This window comes from Pseudarthrobacter sp. NIBRBAC000502772, from assembly GCF_006517235.1.
Lineage (GTDB): Bacteria > Actinomycetota > Actinomycetes > Actinomycetales > Micrococcaceae > Arthrobacter.
Window position 1 is genome coordinate 3138723 of the sequence record NZ_CP041188.1, and the last position, 18003, is coordinate 3156725.

The following is an 18003-nucleotide window of genomic DNA, read 5'->3' on the forward strand; positions in this document are numbered from 1 at the left end:
GAGTATTGCGCCAACCAGGCAGGCGAACACGCCCACGGCCAGGTAGATTCTGCGTTCCTTGGTCCAGGAGCCCATGGTGGTCCTTCCTAGTGCATGTAGAGTCCGCCATCCACGTTCAGCGTCTGGCCGGAGATGTATCCGGCGTCCTCGCTGATGAGGAAGGCGATGGCTGCTGCGATGTCGCGGGTGGAACCGACTCGGTTAACCACGAGGTCCTTGGTGAGTTTGTCTTTGCGTTCCTGGCTGAGGGTGCCGCCCATGATGTCCGTGTCGACGGGGCCGGGGGAAATGGCGTTCACCGTGATGTCGTACTCCCCCAGCTCGCGGGCGGTGGCGCGGGTCAGGCCGATGACCCCTGCCTTCGCCGCGGAGTACGGCGTTTTGGAGAAAGTGCCGCCACCGCGTTGGGCGGACACGGAAGAGATGTTCACGATGCGTCCGATCCGGTTCTTCGCCATGGATTCGGCGACGCGGCGGGTGGCGTAATGGACACCGTTGAGGTTGATGCTCATAACGCGGTCCCATTCAGCGGCGTCCAGTTCGAGGTACGGAACTGGTGAGCTGACACCGGCCACGTTGGCCAGTGCGACGACCTGCGGCAGCTCTGCTTCGATCGAGTCGATGGCCGCGCGGACGGAGGCTTCGTCGCCGATGTTGGCGCCGACGCCGTGGGCCTTCACGCCGTACTGGGCGGCGATTTCCTTGGCGGTGGACTGGGACTGGGCGTCATCCAGGTCGATGATGCCGATGTTCCAGCCCTGGGCGGCAAGGTAGCCGGCCGTGGCGCGGCCGATACCGCGTTCGGAGACGGCGCCGGTGATGATGGCGGTGCGTTCGGCGGGGAAAGTGGCCATGGAAATGCTCCTTAGTTGATGGGGGCCGGGCCGAGCTCGTCGATGAGCTTCTGCATGGCCACGTATGCCCTGTTGCGGTAGGCGATGAGTTCCGGGGTGCGTTCGGCGGGGACGTTGAGGAAGCCGGCGCCGGTCTTGGTGCCGAGCTTGCCTGCTTCCACCAGGTCACTCAGGATCCTGGGCGTGGCGAAGCGTTCCGGGAATTCGGTCTGCAGTGACTTGTAGCAGAAGTTGTAGACGTCCAGGCCGGCCATGTCTGCGATCGCGAACGGACCGAAGAACGGCAGGCGGAAGCCGAAGGTGGTGCGGACCAGGGTGTCCACGTCCTCGGCGGTGGCGATTCCCTGCTCCACGAGCTGCGCGGCCTCGTGGAAGAGTGCGTACTGCAGGCGGTTCAGGACGAATCCGGTGACGTCCTTGACCACCGCGGTCTGCTTGTTGGCGGCATGGGCGAGGTCCCGGACGGCACCGATGGTGGCGGCCGACGTGCCGGCATGCGGGATGATTTCCACGCCAGGGATGAACGGGGACGGGTTCGAGAAGTGCACGCCCAGGAACCGCTCCGGGTTGGCGACCGGCTCGGACAGCTCCGCGATGGAGATGGTTGACGTGTTGGAACCGATGATGGCGTCCGGCCGGGCGGCGGCGCTGATCCGCGCCAGGGTCTGGTGCTTGATGGCGATGACTTCGGGCACGGCTTCCTCGATGAAGTCGGCATCCGCCACGGCTTCCTCGATGTCCTTGGCCGCCCACAGATTCTGCTTGAGGATGGCCGTTGACCCCTCGGGGAACAGGCCGTCGGCGACGAACTGGTCCGATTCGGCCAGCAGCCGCTCATAGTTGTTCTGCGCCACCTCGGCGGAGACATCGGCCAGGGCAACCCGGGCTCCGCCCAGTGCCAGGACCTGGGCAATACCGCCGCCCATGTATCCCGATCCGACGACGGCGATCTTGCGTGCGCTGTTGGGTGTTGTGGTCATGATCAGACTGCCTTCGTGTATTCGGGCTCATAGGAGCAGATGGCGTCGACCTTGCCGGCGGACGCTGAACTTTCATCAAAGCGGTACTCGAGCCACTCGCCCACGAGCTTCTTGGCGAGTTCCAGGCCGATGACCCGCTGGCCCAGCGTGAGGACCTGGGCGTTGTTGCTGAGGACGGAGCGCTCCACGGAATAGCCGTCGTGGGCGGTCACTGCACGGATTCCGGGTACCTTGTTGGCCGCGATGGCTACACCCAGTCCCGTTCCGCAGATGAGGAGTGCGCGGTCTGCTTCCCCGTCCGCCACCTTGCGGGCGGCCTTGACCGCGACGTGCGGGTAGGCTGTGGCATCGTTGGCCCCAACCCCGATGTCCAGCACGGCGGCAACGCGGCTGTCTGCCGTGAGCAGCGCCTTCAGTGCTTCCTTGTACTCAACGCCGGCCTCATCGTTGCCGATGACGATGCGCCAACCTGCGTGGGTGTTCATGTTGTTGCTCCTTTTCCGGCCGCGTAAGCCAGTTCAGAATGGACCAGCCCTGGCTCCGTGAAGTTTGGCTCCGCCAGGCCAGAGTGGATGTATGCGGCAATCCGTTCGGCGATCAGTCCAAAGGAGACCGCGCCGGGGTCGGGGTGCCCGAGGCTCTTTTCGGCCAGCGGACGGGCGCGGCCCTTGAGCGGGCGCAGTTCCGCCGTTTTGGCAGCCGCCGCCATGGCAGCGGAGGCGGCAACGGTGAGGGCCTGGGCCAGGGTGGTGCCGCCGTCGAACTCCCGGAGGAACGCCGCCCGGAAAGGCAGGAGCGCGTCCACCATGGTCTTGTCGCCCGGCTCGGCCTTGCCGAGCTCGGTAATGGCGCCCACGAATGCGGTCACGGCGGCGATCGCGTCCTCATCGGTGTAGGTTTCCCGGTTGCCCAGGGCAAATCCGGACGCGATGACCGCAGATCCCCACAGTGCGCCGGAGGTTCCGCCGGCGCGTTCGCTCCAGGCTTCGCCGGCGGCTTCAAGCACCCGCCCCACCGACGCGCCGGACGCTGCGGCCTGTGCCGCGGCGCCGGCTGCTGCCTCCACGCCGCGGCGCATGCCGATGCCGTGGTCGCCGTCGCCGGCTATGGCGTCCAGGTTGCCCAGTTCCTCTTCGTGTTCGACGACGACGTCCCGCACCTGGGCGAGCACGGCGGCTGCCAGCCGGCCCAGGTCCGCTGCTGCCGCCGTCGTTTCTTCCACTTCGCCGGCCACGGCGTCTTCCGGTCCGGCCAGCTGGCGGCGGGCACGCGGAGCCAGGTTGCCCTTGCGGTAGGCCGGTGAGTCTGCTGGCGCGGCCCAGTAGCGTTCGAGTTCCTCATCCAGCCAGAGCAGCGTGAGGGATAGCCCTGACATGTCCAGGCTCGTGACCAACTCGCCGCATTCCGGTTCCACCACGGTCAGTCCGGCGTTGACGAGGAGTCTCTCGATCTTGCCGAACAGGAGGAAAAGTTCGTCGTACTTGACGGTACCGAGGCCGTTGACGATGGCCACCACGCGGCTTCCGCGGTGATCCGGGGTGTCCGCGAGGAGGCGCGAGACCAGCAGTTCAGCGAGTTCGGACGCCGTGGGCATGGGATGTTCCGAGATGCCCGGTTCCCCGTGGATGCCCAGGCCCAGGGACATCTGGCCTGTGGGCACGTGGAAGAGCGGTTCGCCGGCGCCGGGCAGGGTGCAACCGTCGAAGGCCACGCCCAGGGAACGCGTACGGTCATTAGCCTTGATGGCAAGCCGTTCCACGTCGTCCAGGCTCAGGCCCGCTTCGGCGGCGGCGCCGGCAATCTTGAACACCGTGAGGTCGCCGGCGATGCCGCGGCGCTTTCCGATCTGGTCCAGTGGTGCACTGGCGATGTCGTCCGTGACGGTGACCGTGCGGGTCTCGATGCCTTCGGCGTTCAGGCGCAGCTGCGCCTGGCCGAAGTGCAGGACGTCGCCCGCGTAGTTGCCGTAGCTCAGCAGCACTCCCCCGCCGGCATTTGCCTCTTTGGCCACGCGGTAAATCTGCCCGGCGGCCGGTGAAGCGAACATGTTGCCGCAGGCGGAGGCTGCTGCCAGCCCCGGCCCAACCAGACCGGCGAAGGCCGGGTAGTGGCCGGAGCCGCCGCCGACGACGAGTGCGACCTGGCCGGCGGGCATGTCAGTCGAGCGGACCACACCGCCGTCCACGCGGGCAACGTATGCGCGGTTGGCAGCGACGAAGCCGTCCAGCGCCTCATCCGCGAAATCAGCAGGATTGTCAAAGATCTGCGTCATGGCTTTACCTAGACTCCTGCCAGTTCCGCGGCGGGCTGCTGCCGCCCCTGGGACACCTGGCTCTGGCCCAGGGCGTAGCCGTCCCGTTTCGGCAGGACATGGCGGCGGAGGTACTCCTGGTTGCGTGCCGTCACGCTCAGGCCGTCCCCGCCGTAGTGCTCGGCGCAGATGATGCCCTGGTAGCCGGAGGCGAGTGCAACCTTGAAGGCTTCGCGGTAGTTGATGAGGCCGCTCTCCATCGGGGCGGGCATGGTGATGTAGCTGTCCCGCGCCACGTCCTCGTCCCGGATGTAGTTCTTCATGTGCCAGTAGTTCGAATACGGCATGGTCTTGGCTACCATTTCGCGCCAGTCCTCGATGGGCCGGTGCAGCCGGATCAGGTTGCCGAGGTCCGGGTTGAGCCCAACATTGGCCAGGCCGATGTCCTGGACGAGCTGTACCGAGGAGTCCGCCGTGCCGAGGTAGGTGTCCTCGTACATCTCCAGGGAGAGCAGGACGCCGGCGTCTGCTGCGTGCTGGCCCAGCTCACGGATGCGGGAGACTGCCTTGCCCCACACTTCCCTGTCCCCCACCGGGTCCTTGTAGCCCTCAACGGTCCAGAACCATAGCTGCTTCTGCTGCTCCGGGGTAATGGCCTGGTGCAGTCCGAAGGAGACTACTTCGCAGCCGAGCTCGGCGGCTGCGTCGATGGTCCGGTGGCTGTAGGCGAGGTTGTCGGCCCAGTCCGTCTGATGGATCACGCTGCGGCGGATGGCGGAAATGACCGGGATCCCGATGCCCACAGTCTCTGCAGTCTGTTTGAACTCGGCGAGCCGCTCTTTGCTCAGATCGCCGGGACGGACCCAGCTGTCGGTCAGGTCAGCGTTGGCGAAGCCGGCTTCCTTGACCTCGGTCAGGACTTCCGCCCAACTGGACGCGTCGGCGTCGTTGATATGCGTGCCCTGTGCATCAGTTCCCGGAAACTGCAGCAGCGCTGCGGTGATGGGCCAGTTCTCAGCTGTGTAAGCCACGGTGCTTTACTCCTTCGTAATCCTCTTTCCTATAGGATCTACTATCAAAAAAGAGTTGTCAAGATCACATCCCTGAGAGGCGCTGCCCGTCCCGGTTCAGCTTTCCGGGGCGTCGGCAATGGCCCGGGAACGGACCTTGCGGATGTGGTCCGCCATCGCTGCGGCTGCTTTGTCGGGATCGCCGGTGGTAACGGCGGCCAGAACTGCCTCGTGTTCCGCGATGGCGTGCTCGGCATCCGTAATGCCCACGCCGCCGAAGAGCCGGAACCGTTGGACCTGTCCTCCGAGGGCTGAGTAGGCGGCCTCCATAAACTGGTTTCCGGTTTGCCGCGCAATCAGCTGGTGGAACCTCTCGTCCGCTTCGAGGTAGTCCTTGAACTCGGCAAACGAAGGTCCCCGGGGTGCGGATTTCAGGTCCTCAACGGCCTTCCCGAGCTCGGCCAGGCCATGCTGGTTGATGCGTTCACAGGCCAGCCGGGCGTTGACGGGCTCGATTGCCAACCGCGCCTCCATCAGCTCCGCAAAATCCTCCTGCGTAAAAACGGGAGCCACGCGGTAGCCTTTCAGCGCCACCCGCCGGACCATTCCGGTGTGCTCAAGCCGAGCAAGGGCCTCGCGGACCGGAGTGGGAGAAACGTCCAGTTCGCGGGCCGTCCCGTCAATGCTGACCACGGCGCCGGGCGCCAGCCGGCCATCCATAAGGGAGGCCAGGAGCTCCGCGTAAACATGGTCCGCCAGCACCTCGCGGCTGACCGCGCGGCCGGCCCTGCGGGGGCCGGTCTGGTCATCTGTGCTGCTGCCGGCGCGGGGGCCTGTGGACGCGTTTTGCATAGTCAGATCCTATAGGAAGCGCCGGTCAGCGATCGTTTCCGGGGACGCAAAGAGCCCCGGCCAGGTGGACCTGGCGGGGCTCTTTATGGCGCCGTTCGCGGGCTCTTGGCCCGCGGCACAGCAGCTCAGGCCAAGAGGGAGGGCTTCAGCTGCTGCAGACGGCCGAGGAGGCCGTTAATGAACGACGGCGATTCATCCGTTGAGAGCGTCTTGGACAGTGCCACTGCCTCACTGACCGCGACACCGTCGGGAACGTCGTCGTTGTACAGCAGTTCCCAGGTGCCGATCCGCAGGATGATGCGGTCCACCGAAGGCATACGTTCCAGGGTCCAGCCCTGGGAATAGGTCTCGAGAAATTCGTCGATGGCGGTCTGCTGTGAGACGACGCCTTCCACGATTTCCAAGGTGTACGGGTTCACGATCTGGTCGGTCAGTTCGCGCCGGGACCTGAGTACATCGAAGGCGGAAACCGAGCGCTGCTCGGCCTCGAAGAGGACATCCAGTGCCCTGTTACGGGCCTTACCGCGTGCGCTCACTACTCGCTGACCCGGCCAAGGTAGCTGCCGTCGCGGGTGTCGACCTTGACCTTGGTGTTGTTCTCGACGAACAACGGAACCTGGATCTCGTAGCCGGTTTCCAGCGTTGCGGGCTTGGTGCCGGCCGAGGAGCGGTCGCCCTGCAGGCCCGGCTCGGTGTAGGTGATCTCAAGGACAACGCTGGGCGGAAGTTCGATGTACAGCGGGTTGCCTTCGTGGATGGCGATGTTCACCATCTGGTTCTCCAGCATGAAGTTGGTGGCGTCACCAACAGTGGCGCCGGAGACAGTGAGCTGGTCGAAGTCCGAGGTGTCCATAAACACGAAGTCGGCGCCGTCCTGGTACAGGTACTGGTAGTCCCGGCGGTCAACCGTGGCCGTCTCGATCTTAAGGCCGGCGTTGAACGTCTTGTCTACAACTTTGCCGGACATCACGTTCCGCATCTTGGTCCGCACAAACGCGCCACCTTTGCCGGGCTTGACGTGCTGGAATTCAATGATGTTCCAGAGCTGGCCCTCAAGCTTCAGGACCGTTCCGTTCTTGATGTCGTTAGTGGTTGCCACTGGTATCCTCTGGTTTCTATCTGTCTGGTCAGTTGTCAGACGTTCTATGCCGGCCAGGCAAGCCGAACGGCCCGCCAGCGCGTGTTTATCAAAAATCCAAGAACCATTCTACCGGTAAAACCCGGGCGGACTGCGTCCGGGCCTTCCGGCCGCCAACCCCGGAACGTAACAGGCCTGTCAGCAGGCAAGATCCAGGACGTCGCGGGCCCGCTGAAGCGCCACGGTGGACGAGTAGATCTGTGCGGCATCAGCCGATTGCGCAACCCGCAGGTCCAAGGCACGGGCAAAGGCTTCCACCGCGGCGGACGTATGTCCGGCGGCGTACTGGGCCTTGCCCAGGTATTGCAGGACCAGGGCTTCACGGTCGGTCCCCTGGAACTCCGCGAGCAACTGCCTGAACAAATCAAGGGCGCGGTCGGTGCGGTGTGAGACACGCAGCACCTCGGCCTCGAACGTGCGAAGCCGGAAGGACTCAGGGTCCTTGAAGCGGGCCTCCGCGAGGAGTTCGGCCGCCTCCGCAGCGTGCCCTTCCACGATCAGGACGAAGATCTGGTCTGACGGGTCCGTGGACGCCGCCAGGGCCGCGCGGCAAGCGTCCTCGTTGACGATCTCCGGCAGCAGGGAGACCGGGTTGATCCGGATTCCGGGGAAGCCAGCCTCGGGCCAGTCGCTGGTGCCTGCCACGTCGCCCTGCATCAGGAGGCGATTTCCTGGTAGGCGGCGAAGAGCAGCGACGTGTCCGGGACATCCAGGATGCCCGGCTTCGCGATGCCGTCCAGGACCACAAAGCGCAGGAGGTCCCCGCGTGACTTCTTGTCGCGCCGCATGCCGTCCAGCAGCCCCTGCCAGCGGTCCCGCCTGTACGTGACCGGGAGGCCCAGGGTTTCCAGGATGCTGCGGTGTCGGTCGGCGTCGGCGTCACTGAGCCGGCCAACGCTGCGGGCAAGTTCAGCGGCGAACATCATGCCCACCGATACCGCCGCGCCGTGGCGCCAGGAGTACCGTTCCACCAGTTCAATGGCGTGCGCCAAGGTGTGGCCGTAGTTCAGGATTTCGCGCAGCCCGGATTCCTTGAGGTCTTCCGAGACCACCCTTGCTTTGACCGCGATGGCGCGTTCAATGAGTTCGCGCAGGGCGTCCGATCCGGAGTCGGTGGCCGCCGCCGGGTCCTTTTCGATCAGGTCAAGGATGGCCGGATCTGCGATGAAGCCGCATTTAATGACTTCGGCCATGCCGGAAATGATTTCGTTCCGGGGCAAGGTGTTCAGGGTGTCCAGGTCCACCAGCACGCCGGCCGGCGGGTGGAAGGAGCCCACCAGGTTCTTGCCCTCAGCCGTGTTGATGCCGGTCTTTCCACCCACGGAAGCATCCACCATGCCCAGCAGGCTGGTGGGCATGTGGATGACCTTGACGCCGCGGAGCCAGGTGGCCGCGACAAATCCGGCCAGGTCTGTGACGGCTCCGCCGCCCACTGCCACGATGGCGTCGGAGCGCGTGAAGTCGTTCTGGCCCAGGACCTGCCAACAGAAAGCGGCGACCTGGATGTGTTTGCCTTCTTCGGCGTCCGGGATTTCCGCGGTCAGCGACGTGAAACCCGCTGCAGCGAGCTCGTCGCGGACAGTGTCACCAGTGAGCCGCAGCGCACGGGGATGGATGACCAGCACACGCCGGACCCGCTCCCCCAGCAATGCCGGAAGGTTCCCCAGCAGACCGCGGCCAACTACGACGTCGTAATTCTGCCCAGCGGATTCGCCGGTGACCTTGATGACTGTTGAATCGACGCTCAATTTTCAACTTCCTGTTTGGCGGCCGCGTAGTCACGCAGCGCAACTTCGAGCCGGTGTCCCAGCTCGCTGACCGAGCCCTGGCGGACATCCACCACAAGGTTGGCCAGCCGTTCGTAAACGGGTTTCCTGGTCATAAACAGAGCGGACCATCGGGCCATGGCATCGCCGGCGAGCAGCGGCCGGCCCGAGTTCCGGGCGATGCGGCTGGCCACGGTTTCCTCATCACATTCGAGGTACACCACAGTGCAGCGGCCCAGGAGCTGCTGCGTGCCGGAATCCAGCACGGCGCCGCCACCCAAGGAAATCACGCTGGCCGCGCCTTCTGCATGCTCCACCGCGCTGGCAACGGTCCGGGCCTCGATCTCCCGGAACGCGTGCTCGCCGCGGCCGGCAAAAATGGAGGCGATGCTGCCATGGGCGTCCACGATCAGGCTGTCCGTATCGACGAAGGGCACGTCCAGCAGCTTGGCCAGCTCGTGGCCGATCGCGGACTTTCCCACCGCCATGGGTCCGATGAGGACAATGGGCCGGTTGCCAGGCACACCGGCCTTACGGCTCCCGGTCACTAGTGGCCGATCGAGTCCAGGGATGCCGGAATGTTGTCCAGGTAACCCTTGATATTGCGGGCGGTCTCCGCCACGGAGTCACCGCCGAACTTTTCGGTGACGGCTTCCGCCAGAACCAGCGCGACCATCGCCTCGGCCACCACGCCGGCAGCCGGCACGGCACAGACGTCGGAGCGCTGGTGGTGCGCCTTGGCAGGCTCCCCCGTGCTCACGTCAACCGTGCGAAGGGCGCGGGGCACCGTGGCGATGGGCTTCATGGCCGCCCGCACGCGCAGGACGTCGCCGATGCTCATGCCGCCTTCAATGCCGCCGGCCCGGTTGCTGGTCCGGATGATCTTGCCGTCCGCGTCCTTGACGATTTCGTCGTGGGCAGCGGAGCCGCGGCGCGCAGCCGTCAGGAAACCGTCGCCGACCTCCACGCCCTTGATGGCCTGGATGCCCATCAGGGCGGCGGCGAGGCGCGAATCAAGCCTGCGGTCCCAGTGGACATAGCTGCCCAGTCCCGGCGGCAGTCCGTACGCGAGAACCTCCACCACACCGCCCAGGGTTTCGCCTTCCTTGTGGGCGGCGTCAACCTCGGCCACCATGGCGTCGGAGGTCTCGCGGTCAAAACAGCGCAAAGGATCGGCGTCGAGCGCAATCACGTTGGCCGGAACGGGCAACGGACGGCCCTCGGGCACGGTCACACTGGCGATGGAGACGGTGTGGCTGACCAGTTCGATACCGAGCGCCTTGAGGAACTGGGACGCCACGGTGCCTATGGCAACCCGCGTGGCGGTCTCCCGGGCGCTGGCGCGTTCCAGGACAGGGCGGGCCTCGGTGAACCCGTATTTCTGCATCCCGGTGAAGTCTGCGTGGCCCGGACGGGGCCGGGTCAGGGGTGCGTTGCGGGCCTGGTCGGCCAGGATTTCCGGATCCACCGGATCGGCAGCCATGATCTGCTCCCACTTGGGCCATTCGGTGTTGGCGACCTGGACGGCCACCGGACCGCCCTGGGTCAGGCCGTGGCGGACGCCGCCGAGAATGGTCACGACGTCCTGCTCGAACTTCATCCGGGCGCCCCGGCCGTAGCCAAGGCGGCGGCGTGCCAATGAATCGGCGATCTGCCCGCTGGTGAGTTCAACACCGGCGGGGACGCCTTCAATAATTCCCATTAGGGCCGGACCATGGGATTCACCGGCAGTCAACCAACGCAACATAATTTCCATCCTGCCACGTATGGCGGTCAGAACGCCCGTCGGGGAAGGCCGACTGAGTCGCACATCACATCTATGACAGACGCATTAACGTCCTCACCGCGGCCAGTGAACAGGCGTACCTGTTCCACCGCCTGGTACAACAACATTTCGAGCCCGGGCACCACCGCACCGCCGCCGGACTGCCACGCCGACGCAATCTGGCTGGGCCACGGATCATAGGCCACGTCCAGGAGGACACCGGGTGTTCCGGTTCCCAACGCGGCGATCTCCGCCGCCAGCCCGTCCGCTGCGCGCGGCGGGAGCGTGGAAATTACGACGTCGGCACTTGCGGTCGGAACGGCGGCTTCGGTCAGCGGCCGGACGGCTATGGAAAGGCCTACTCCGGCCGCGGCGGCGCGTGCTTCGTCGGCCCGGGAGATATCCCGGACAAACACCTGGGCGTGCTGCGTGCCCAGATCCTTCAGCGCGGCCACAGCGGCCGCGGCTGTACCGCCGCCGCCCAGCACCACCGCGGCGGGGCTGGCCGCCACTCCGGCGTTAAGGACAGCGTTGACGATGCCGGCGACGTCGGTGTTGTAGCCGATGCGCCTGACGGAGCCCAGGTCTTCCTCGAAGGCGACCGTGTTGACCACACCCAGCGTCCGTGCCACGCCTCGGACTTCGTCCACCTCGGCAAACATGCCTGATTTCAGGGGCATGGTGACTGAGAGTCCACACCAGCCCTGCTGCGTCCTGACCTGTTCCATAAAGGCGGGCAGAGCCTGCTCGGTCAGGTCCAGGGCCGTGTAGGCGATGTCCATCCCGAGTTTGCCGTAGGCCGCCAGGTGCAGGGCCGGGGACTTGGAGTGGCTGATCGGATGGCCCAGGACGGCGGCCCGGAGACTCATGTGCAGCGGCCCACGTTGGCCTGGCACCAGGTGTTGTACTGGTTGACGTAGACGTTGTGTTCGTCGAGCGTCTTGGAGAACTTAGTCTCCTTCGTGTCCAGATTGATGGTTACCCAGTACAGGTAATCGTTGGTTTTAGGCTTCGCCGCCGCATCGATGGCGGTCTTGCCCGGGGAGCCGATGGGGCCCGGCGGCAGGCCCGGGTTGGCGTAGGTGTTGTACAGGTTGGATTTGTCCTGGCGCTCTTCATCGGTGAAGTTGAAGCTCTTGGTGCCCAGCCCGTACGTCACAGCAGAATCCACCTGCAAATATCCGGAGGTCTGGTCATTCGGCTTGAGGCGGTTGTAGATGGCCCCGGCAACGTCGCCGTACTCAGCCTGTCCGCCTTCGGCCTGGACAATGCTTGCCACGATCACAGCTTCATACTGCTTCGCCGGATCGGAGATGCCCTGTGCCACCAGTTCGTCCGTGGTTACTTTCACCAGCGACTGGAGGATGTCCTTGGCCGGTGTGCCAAGCGGGAAGCGATATTCCCCCGGGGCGAGGAAACCCTCAAGGTTTTTGGCGTTGGCCGGGAGCCCAAACTGCGTGGGAGCGTTGCTGAGCTCCTTCAGTTGCTGCAGCGACACACCGGAGCCTTCGGAGATGGCCTGAAGCGACTCGCCGACTCTGAGACCGGCGCTCAAGGCGAAGTAGATGACCTTGCTCTTGTCGGTGCCGAGCAGGACGCTGACGGCGTCGGAGTTCTTCATTTCCATCTTGAACGTGTAGTCCCCCGGCGACAATGTTCCGCCGGAAGTCGCAAATGCCTGCAGGAAAGTGTCAGCGTTGGCCACTACTTTCCCGCTTTCCAGTTTGGTGGCCACGGAGCGCGTACCTTCACCTGGCTGGACCGAAACTATGACTTCGCCCGTTCCGGGGCCGGGGTAGTCGGCCGCCTTATCGTTTCCCAGCAAGGGCTTCAGGAACTGCGCGCCCACGGCGATCGCTGCCACGAAGACCACAAGAGTCAGGAACAGCGCCAGGAGGCGGCGCCGGCGCCGCACCTTCTTGGAGGGCTTTGCCACTACGGGAAGCGTGGCTGCGCCGGCGAACAGGCCGGTGTCGGGGTGGTGATCATCAGCGTAGTGGTCATCGGCATTGTCATCATCATGGTGGCCTGCATCGTGGTGTTCTTCGTCCGGATAGTGGAGCCCGGCGTCGTGCGCTTCGTCAGGGTGGGGGTGCCCGGCGTCGTGCGCTTGATAAAAGTGCTGGTCTTCGGGGTGGTATTCCTGAACCTGGGCTTCGTCCGGCTGGTGGTCTGCGGCCGGACCGGCGTCCTGGATGGAAGGCGGCGTTTCCGGGGCTGTGGGGACGGCCGGCTGCGGCTCCGGATCCGGTTCAGGCGCCTGAACCGGTTCGGCCGCCTGGACCGGAGCGGGGGCAGGCGCAGGGGCGGGGGCAGGCGCAGGTGCGGGCGCATCCTGCCCCGTTTCGTAGGCCTGCTCGGGAACCACATCGCTGCCTCCCGTGTGCTTCTCCAGGGCGCGGAGCTCTTTTCGGGTCAGCGGCCTGGCGCCATCGTTGCTCGTGGCGCCTGGGGCGTCGTCGTTACTGGACGGGCTCACTGTAGCCTTCCGTGTTCTGAGATCGGGTCGTGCCTTCCGGGGCCGCATGCTCGGGCTGGACTGCCGAACCTGCTCCGGATGGCCGAGTACGGGGCGGCGCAGTCACGCGGCTGCCAACGTCCGTTCCCCTGGCTTTTTGCATATCGATGGCGTGCTGGAGGATGCCTGCCGCCGCGACCTGATCCACCACTTTACGGTGGTTCCGGCTGCTCATGCCAGCTTCGTGCAGGTTACGGTGCGCCGTAACACTGCTCAGGCGCTCGTCGACGAGGTTGACCGGAACATCCATTCCCCGGGCAACGAACTCCGCGACCAGGAGTCCGGCGTAGTCGGTGGCCATCCTGGCAGAGGCGTGTTCCTCGCCCTTCATGGTGCGTGGCAGCCCCACGAAGACCTGGACGGCGCCCAGTTCCCCAGCGAGGGACGCGATGACACGCACGTCGGAATTCTTCTTGGCGTTGCGGTCCAGGGTCTTGTGCGGAGTTGCCAGGATTTCGTCCCGGTCGCAGAGGGCCACGCCCACGCGGACGGTGCCGACGTCTACCCCCAGTTTGATGCCCTGGGGGTAGACGGCGCCAGCGGATTCTGTCACGGGTTCCCTAGCGCCGGGAGATGGCGTCCACAACGGCGGCCAGCGCCGGTGCGACCTTGGCGGCGTCCGTGCCGCCACCTTGGGCGACGTCGTCCTTGCCGCCGCCGCCGCCGCCGAGGATTCCGGCCGCGAGCCGGACCAGGGCCCCGGCCTTCACGCCGGCTTCCCGGGCTGCCTCGTTGGTGGCCACCAGGATCATGGGCCGGTCATTGCTGACACCGGCCACTGCCACGGTGGATGCTGCCGAACCGAGGCGGTTACGCAGGTCGAGGGCAAGGTTACGGATGTCGTCAGCGCCGCCGATCTGGCCGGCGTCGTGTGCGATGACCTGGACGCCGGCTGCGTCCCGGGCTGTGCCCACGAGGTTTCCGGCGGCCGCGGCGATCTGTTCCTTGCGCAGGCGGTCGAGTTCCTTCTCCGTGGCCTTGAGCTTGTTCAGCGTGCTGGCGATTCTGTCGGCGAGCTGACCGGAAGGCACTTTGAGCATCTCGGTCAGTTCAGTCACCAGGGCGCGCTCGGCGGCCAGATGGCGGAAGGCATCCATGCCCACGAACGCCTCCACACGGCGGTTTCCTGAACCGACCGACTGCTCGCCGAGCAGCGACAGGCTGCCGATCAGGGACGTGTTGGGCACGTGCGTGCCGCCGCAGAGTTCCCGGGACCATGCGCCGTCGATCTCCACAACACGGACTTCGCTGCCGTAGTTTTCGCCGAAGAGCGCCATGGCGCCCAGCGCCTTGGCCTCCGCCAGGCCCATGATCTTCGTGTCCACGCGGAAGTTGTTGCGAATGGCGAGGTTGGAGACTTCCTCGATTTCCGAACGCGTGGCGGTGCTGAGGCCTTCGCCCCAGGCGAAGTCGAAGCGCAGGTAGCCGGCCTTGTTGTAGGAACCGCGCTGGGTGGCTTCGGGGCCGAGGATCTGGTGCAGGGCGGCATGGACGATGTGCGTGCCGGTGTGGGCCTGCTCGGCGGCGTGGCGCCGCTCGCGGTCCACGGCTGCGCGGACCAGTGAGTCGGAGCCGATCTCGCCTTCGCGGACGATTGCCTTGTGGACGCTCAGTCCCTTGATGGGGCGTTGGACGTCCAGGACCTCGACCACGAAACCGTCACCGGTGATGAGGCCGGTGTCAGCCGACTGGCCGCCCGCCTCAGCGTAGAACGGTGTCTCCGCCAGGACGAGTTCAATCTCGTCGCCGGTGGCAGCATGCCCCACGTTCTGTCCGCGGCTGAGGATGCCCCGGACCCGGGACTCGCCATCCAGGTCGGTGTATCCGGTAAAGACAGTCTCGCCCTGGGCCAGCAGCTCCTGGAAGGCGCTGAGATCGGCGTGGCCACCCTTCTTGCCCTTGGCGTCCGCCTGGGCACGCTGGCGCTGTTCGAGCATCAGGCGGCGGAATTCCGGCTCGTCGACCTTGAGTCCGGCTTCTTCCGCCATCTCCAGAGTGAGGTCGATCGGGAAGCCGTAAGTGTCGTGCAGGGCGAAGGCATCTGCACCGGACAGCGGCGTGCCGGCGGCCTTGGACTCCGTGACGGCGTCTTCGAGGCGGGCGGTACCTGAAGCGATGGTGCGCAGGAAGGCCCGCTCTTCGGCGTAGGCGATCCGACTGATGCGGTCAAAGTCCGTCGCCACGATGGGGTAGACGCCCTTCATGGCATCGCGTGAGGCGGGGAGCAGGTCCGGCAGGCAGGCCTTTTCGACGCCGAGCAGGCGCATGGAACGCACCGCGCGGCGGATCAGGCGGCGCAGGACGTAGCCGCGGCCCTCGTTGGACGGGGTCACGCCGTCGGCGATCAGCATGAGGGCCGAACGGATGTGGTCACCGACAACGCGCATGCGGACGTCGTCCGTGTGGTGCGGATCCTCAGGTGTTTCGGCCGAAGTGTACTCCCGGCCCGACAGCTCGGCGGCCTTGTCGATCACAGGCCGGACCTGGTCGGTCTCGTACATGTTCTCGACGCCCTGCAGGATCATCGCGAGCCGCTCCATGCCGAGGCCGGTATCGATGTTCTTTTTGGGCAGCTCGCCGACGACGTCGAAGTCGTCCTTGGAGCGGACGTTGTCGATCTGGTACTGCATAAACACCAGGTTCCAGATTTCAACGTAGCGGTTTTCGTCGGCGATGGGACCGCCCTCGACGCCGTAGGCAGGGCCCCGGTCGTAGTAGATCTCCGAGCAGGGGCCTGCGGGGCCCGGCTGGCCGGTGTGCCAGTAGTTGTCGGCCTTGCCCATGCGCTGGATGCGCTCGGACGGGACGCCGGTGTTCGTGAGCCACAGCTCCTTGGCTTCGTCGTCCTCTTCGTAGACCGTCACCCACAGCAGTTCCGGCGGAAGTCCGTATCCGCCATCGTCCACGCTCTTGGTGAGCAGCTCCCAGGCGTACTTGATGGCGTCTTCCTTGAAGTAGTCACCGAAGGAGAAGTTGCCGCACATCTGGAAGAAGGTGCCGTGGCGGGCGGTCTTGCCCACTTCCTCGATGTCACCGGTGCGGATGCACTTCTGGACGCTGGTGGCCCGGGCGAAGGGGGCTTCCTCGCGGGCAGTCAGGTAAGGGATGAACGGGACCATGCCGGCCACGGTGAACAGGAGGGAGGGGTCGCTGGAGACCAGCGAGGCGGAGGGAACCGCGGTGTGTCCTTTGCTGACAAAAAAGTCCACCCAGCGCTTTGTGATCTCCTGCGACTTCATGAGCTGATTACATACCCTTCTCGGTTCACGCGTTGTGCCACGCATGACTTATTGATTCAGACGGCAGTGCCGGCAAGCGGCGACTGCTGGTTTAATTCTCGCGCGTTTTGCCCGCGCGTTCAGCGGCGGGTTACGTCCTGGGAATCGATCCCAAGGGCGGCCCGAAGGTCGGTCTCGCGCTCCTGCATTCCGGCACGCACGGCATCGGCGAAGTCGTATACGCCGTCAGCCAGCCGGCCCACCGCGCGGTTCAGGCCCTCGGGCCCCAGGTTGGACTGGGCTTCGCTGATCTTGCGGAACGCAATGACTCCGATGGCCACGCCGATTCCCATCCAGACAAATCGTTTCATTTCAATTCTCCGGTGGCTTAGCGGCTGCGGCGGCCGGGTGCGGGCTTCTTGCGGTTGGCCAGTGCTGAACGCACGCCGTAGCTGAAGGCCGCCACCTTGATCAGCGGTGAACCGACTGTCGCTGCAACGAGTGACGACAGTGCGGAAAGGTTTGCCGACGCATCCGAAACGTTGGAGGCGATGCCATCCACTTTCTTCAACTGCTGGTTGGTGGTGGTCACAGTCGCGGTGACTTCGTCCATCAGGGGCGTGGCGCCATCGCTGAGGGAGCGGATGGAGGTCCGAACTTCCTCCAGCACACTGCCGAGCTTCAGGATGGGCACGGCGAGCAGCAGCACCAGGAGCGCAAACACCCCGGCTGCGATCAGGCCGGCAATATCGCCACCAGACATAGACGTTCATCTCCTTGAAACTGACGTGGATCTTTTACCTCCGCGCACGCTGCCTTGATGCGTTCCGCAGATGTCCCCCAAGTACCTTACATACAAAGAAGCCCGTGGCGCTTGCCACGGGCTTCTTTGGATACGCTGCTGGGATTTAGCGTGCGTAGAATTCGACGACGAGCTGCTCTTCGCAGGTTACGGGAACCTCGGAGCGCTTCGGGCGACGGACCAGGCGGGCCTGCAAGGCGTCAAGCTTGACGTCCAGGTAGGCCGGAACCTGGGGCAGGACGTCGCGGTGTGCGCCGGCTGCTGCAACCTGGAGCGGAACCATGGTTTCGCTGCGGGTGTGGACGTGGACAAGCTGGCCTTCGCTGACGCGGAAGGACGGGCGGTCAACGCGGATGCCGTCAACCATGATGTGGCGGTGCACAACGAGCTGGCGGGCCTGGGCGATGGTGCGGGCGAAGCCGGCACGCAGCACGAGGGCGTCGAGACGCATTTCGAGCAGTTCGATCAGGTTTTCACCGGTCAGGCCCTTGGTGCGGCGGGCTTCTTCGAAGGCGCGGGTCATCTGGGCTTCGCGGATGCCGTACTGGGCGCGCAGACGCTGCTTTTCGCGCAGACGTACGGCGTAGTCGGAGTCCTGCTTCTTGCGGGCACGGCCATGCTCACCGGGGCCGTACGGGCGGCGCTCCATGTACTTGGCGGCCTTGGGGGTCAGAGCAATGCCGAGTGCACGCGAGAGGCGTGCTGTACGGCGAGCACGAGTGTTGTTAGCCACTTGTGTCCTTCCAATATCTGCGGTGTGTCAGTGTTACTGGCCTCCATAATGGAGAGCATCGGCCAACCGCTGCCTTTTGCTACTGGGCACAGGGCTACCCCAACGAAACAGCAGAA

At 65.3% G+C, this 18003-nt stretch carries 19 protein-coding genes; all 19 read right to left on the bottom strand.

Going from position 1 to position 18003, the window contains the following annotated elements:
• Positions 1-86: 86 nt before the first annotated feature.
• Complete coding sequence (locus tag NIBR502772_RS14445; RefSeq protein ID WP_141140727.1) at positions 87-854, bottom strand: SDR family NAD(P)-dependent oxidoreductase; 768 nt, start codon at positions 852-854, stop codon at positions 87-89.
• Between the two features lie 11 nt (positions 855-865).
• Positions 866-1834, bottom strand: coding sequence for a 3-hydroxyacyl-CoA dehydrogenase family protein (locus NIBR502772_RS14450; RefSeq protein WP_141140728.1), 969 nt, complete (start codon positions 1832-1834; stop codon positions 866-868).
• A gap of 2 nt (positions 1835-1836) precedes the next feature.
• Entirely contained in the window at positions 1837-2319 is a 483-nt protein-coding gene (locus NIBR502772_RS14455) for a ribose-5-phosphate isomerase (RefSeq protein WP_141140729.1), read from the bottom strand.
• Positions 2316-4106 (bottom strand): dihydroxyacetone kinase family protein, encoded by a 1791-nt coding sequence (locus NIBR502772_RS14460; RefSeq protein ID WP_141140730.1) that lies wholly within the window; start codon positions 4104-4106, stop codon positions 2316-2318. Before NIBR502772_RS14460 ends, NIBR502772_RS14455 begins: the two co-directional genes overlap by 4 nt.
• An 8-nt stretch (positions 4107-4114) precedes the next feature.
• Positions 4115-5116: a sugar phosphate isomerase/epimerase gene (locus NIBR502772_RS14465; RefSeq protein WP_141140731.1), complete on the bottom strand. Its 1002-nt coding sequence runs from the start codon at positions 5114-5116 to the stop codon at positions 4115-4117.
• 96 nt (positions 5117-5212) lie between these two features.
• A complete protein-coding gene (locus tag NIBR502772_RS14470; protein ID WP_141140732.1) occupies positions 5213-5947 on the bottom strand; it encodes a GntR family transcriptional regulator in 735 nt (244 codons plus the stop codon).
• A gap of 125 nt (positions 5948-6072) precedes the next feature.
• On the bottom strand, positions 6073-6483 hold the full coding sequence (nusB, locus tag NIBR502772_RS14475) for a transcription antitermination factor NusB (protein WP_056340263.1): 411 nt from the start codon (positions 6481-6483) through the stop codon (positions 6073-6075).
• A complete protein-coding gene (gene efp / locus NIBR502772_RS14480) occupies positions 6483-7046 on the bottom strand; it encodes an elongation factor P (protein ID WP_056340266.1) in 564 nt (187 codons plus the stop codon). Before efp ends, nusB begins: the two co-directional genes overlap by 1 nt.
• Positions 7047-7223: 177 nt before the next feature.
• On the bottom strand, positions 7224-7742 hold the full coding sequence (locus NIBR502772_RS14485) for a tetratricopeptide repeat protein (RefSeq protein ID WP_104060735.1): 519 nt from the start codon (positions 7740-7742) through the stop codon (positions 7224-7226).
• Entirely contained in the window at positions 7742-8833 is a 1092-nt protein-coding gene (gene aroB, locus NIBR502772_RS14490; RefSeq protein ID WP_141140733.1) for a 3-dehydroquinate synthase, read from the bottom strand. The genes NIBR502772_RS14485 and aroB overlap by 1 nt, the downstream gene beginning before the upstream one ends.
• Positions 8830-9339 (bottom strand): shikimate kinase, encoded by a 510-nt coding sequence (locus tag NIBR502772_RS14495; protein ID WP_141142087.1) that lies wholly within the window; start codon positions 9337-9339, stop codon positions 8830-8832. Before NIBR502772_RS14495 ends, aroB begins: the two co-directional genes overlap by 4 nt.
• Before the next feature lie 59 nt (positions 9340-9398).
• Entirely contained in the window at positions 9399-10598 is a 1200-nt protein-coding gene (gene aroC, locus NIBR502772_RS14500; RefSeq protein ID WP_141140734.1) for a chorismate synthase, read from the bottom strand.
• A gap of 26 nt (positions 10599-10624) precedes the next feature.
• On the bottom strand, positions 10625-11485 hold the full coding sequence (locus NIBR502772_RS14505) for a shikimate dehydrogenase (protein WP_141140735.1): 861 nt from the start codon (positions 11483-11485) through the stop codon (positions 10625-10627).
• A complete protein-coding gene (gene mltG / locus NIBR502772_RS14510) occupies positions 11482-13095 on the bottom strand; it encodes an endolytic transglycosylase MltG (protein ID WP_141140736.1) in 1614 nt (537 codons plus the stop codon). The genes NIBR502772_RS14505 and mltG overlap by 4 nt, the downstream gene beginning before the upstream one ends.
• On the bottom strand, positions 13079-13687 hold the full coding sequence (ruvX, locus tag NIBR502772_RS14515; RefSeq protein ID WP_246848534.1) for a Holliday junction resolvase RuvX: 609 nt from the start codon (positions 13685-13687) through the stop codon (positions 13079-13081). Before ruvX ends, mltG begins: the two co-directional genes overlap by 17 nt.
• Before the next feature lie 7 nt (positions 13688-13694).
• Positions 13695-16373: an alanine--tRNA ligase gene (gene alaS / locus NIBR502772_RS14520; protein ID WP_141140737.1), complete on the bottom strand. Its 2679-nt coding sequence runs from the start codon at positions 16371-16373 to the stop codon at positions 13695-13697.
• Between the two features lie 119 nt (positions 16374-16492).
• Positions 16493-16723 (bottom strand): DUF6167 family protein, encoded by a 231-nt coding sequence (locus tag NIBR502772_RS14525; protein WP_246848535.1) that lies wholly within the window; start codon positions 16721-16723, stop codon positions 16493-16495.
• 17 nt (positions 16724-16740) lie between these two features.
• Positions 16741-17115: a DUF948 domain-containing protein gene (locus NIBR502772_RS14530; RefSeq protein ID WP_141140738.1), complete on the bottom strand. Its 375-nt coding sequence runs from the start codon at positions 17113-17115 to the stop codon at positions 16741-16743.
• A 145-nt stretch (positions 17116-17260) separates the two neighbouring features.
• The gene (gene rpsD / locus NIBR502772_RS14535) at positions 17261-17887 is read right to left on the bottom strand and encodes a 30S ribosomal protein S4 (RefSeq protein WP_058932352.1); all 627 of its coding nucleotides are present in this window, start codon (positions 17885-17887) and stop codon (positions 17261-17263) included.
• Positions 17888-18003: the final 116 nt, after the last annotated feature.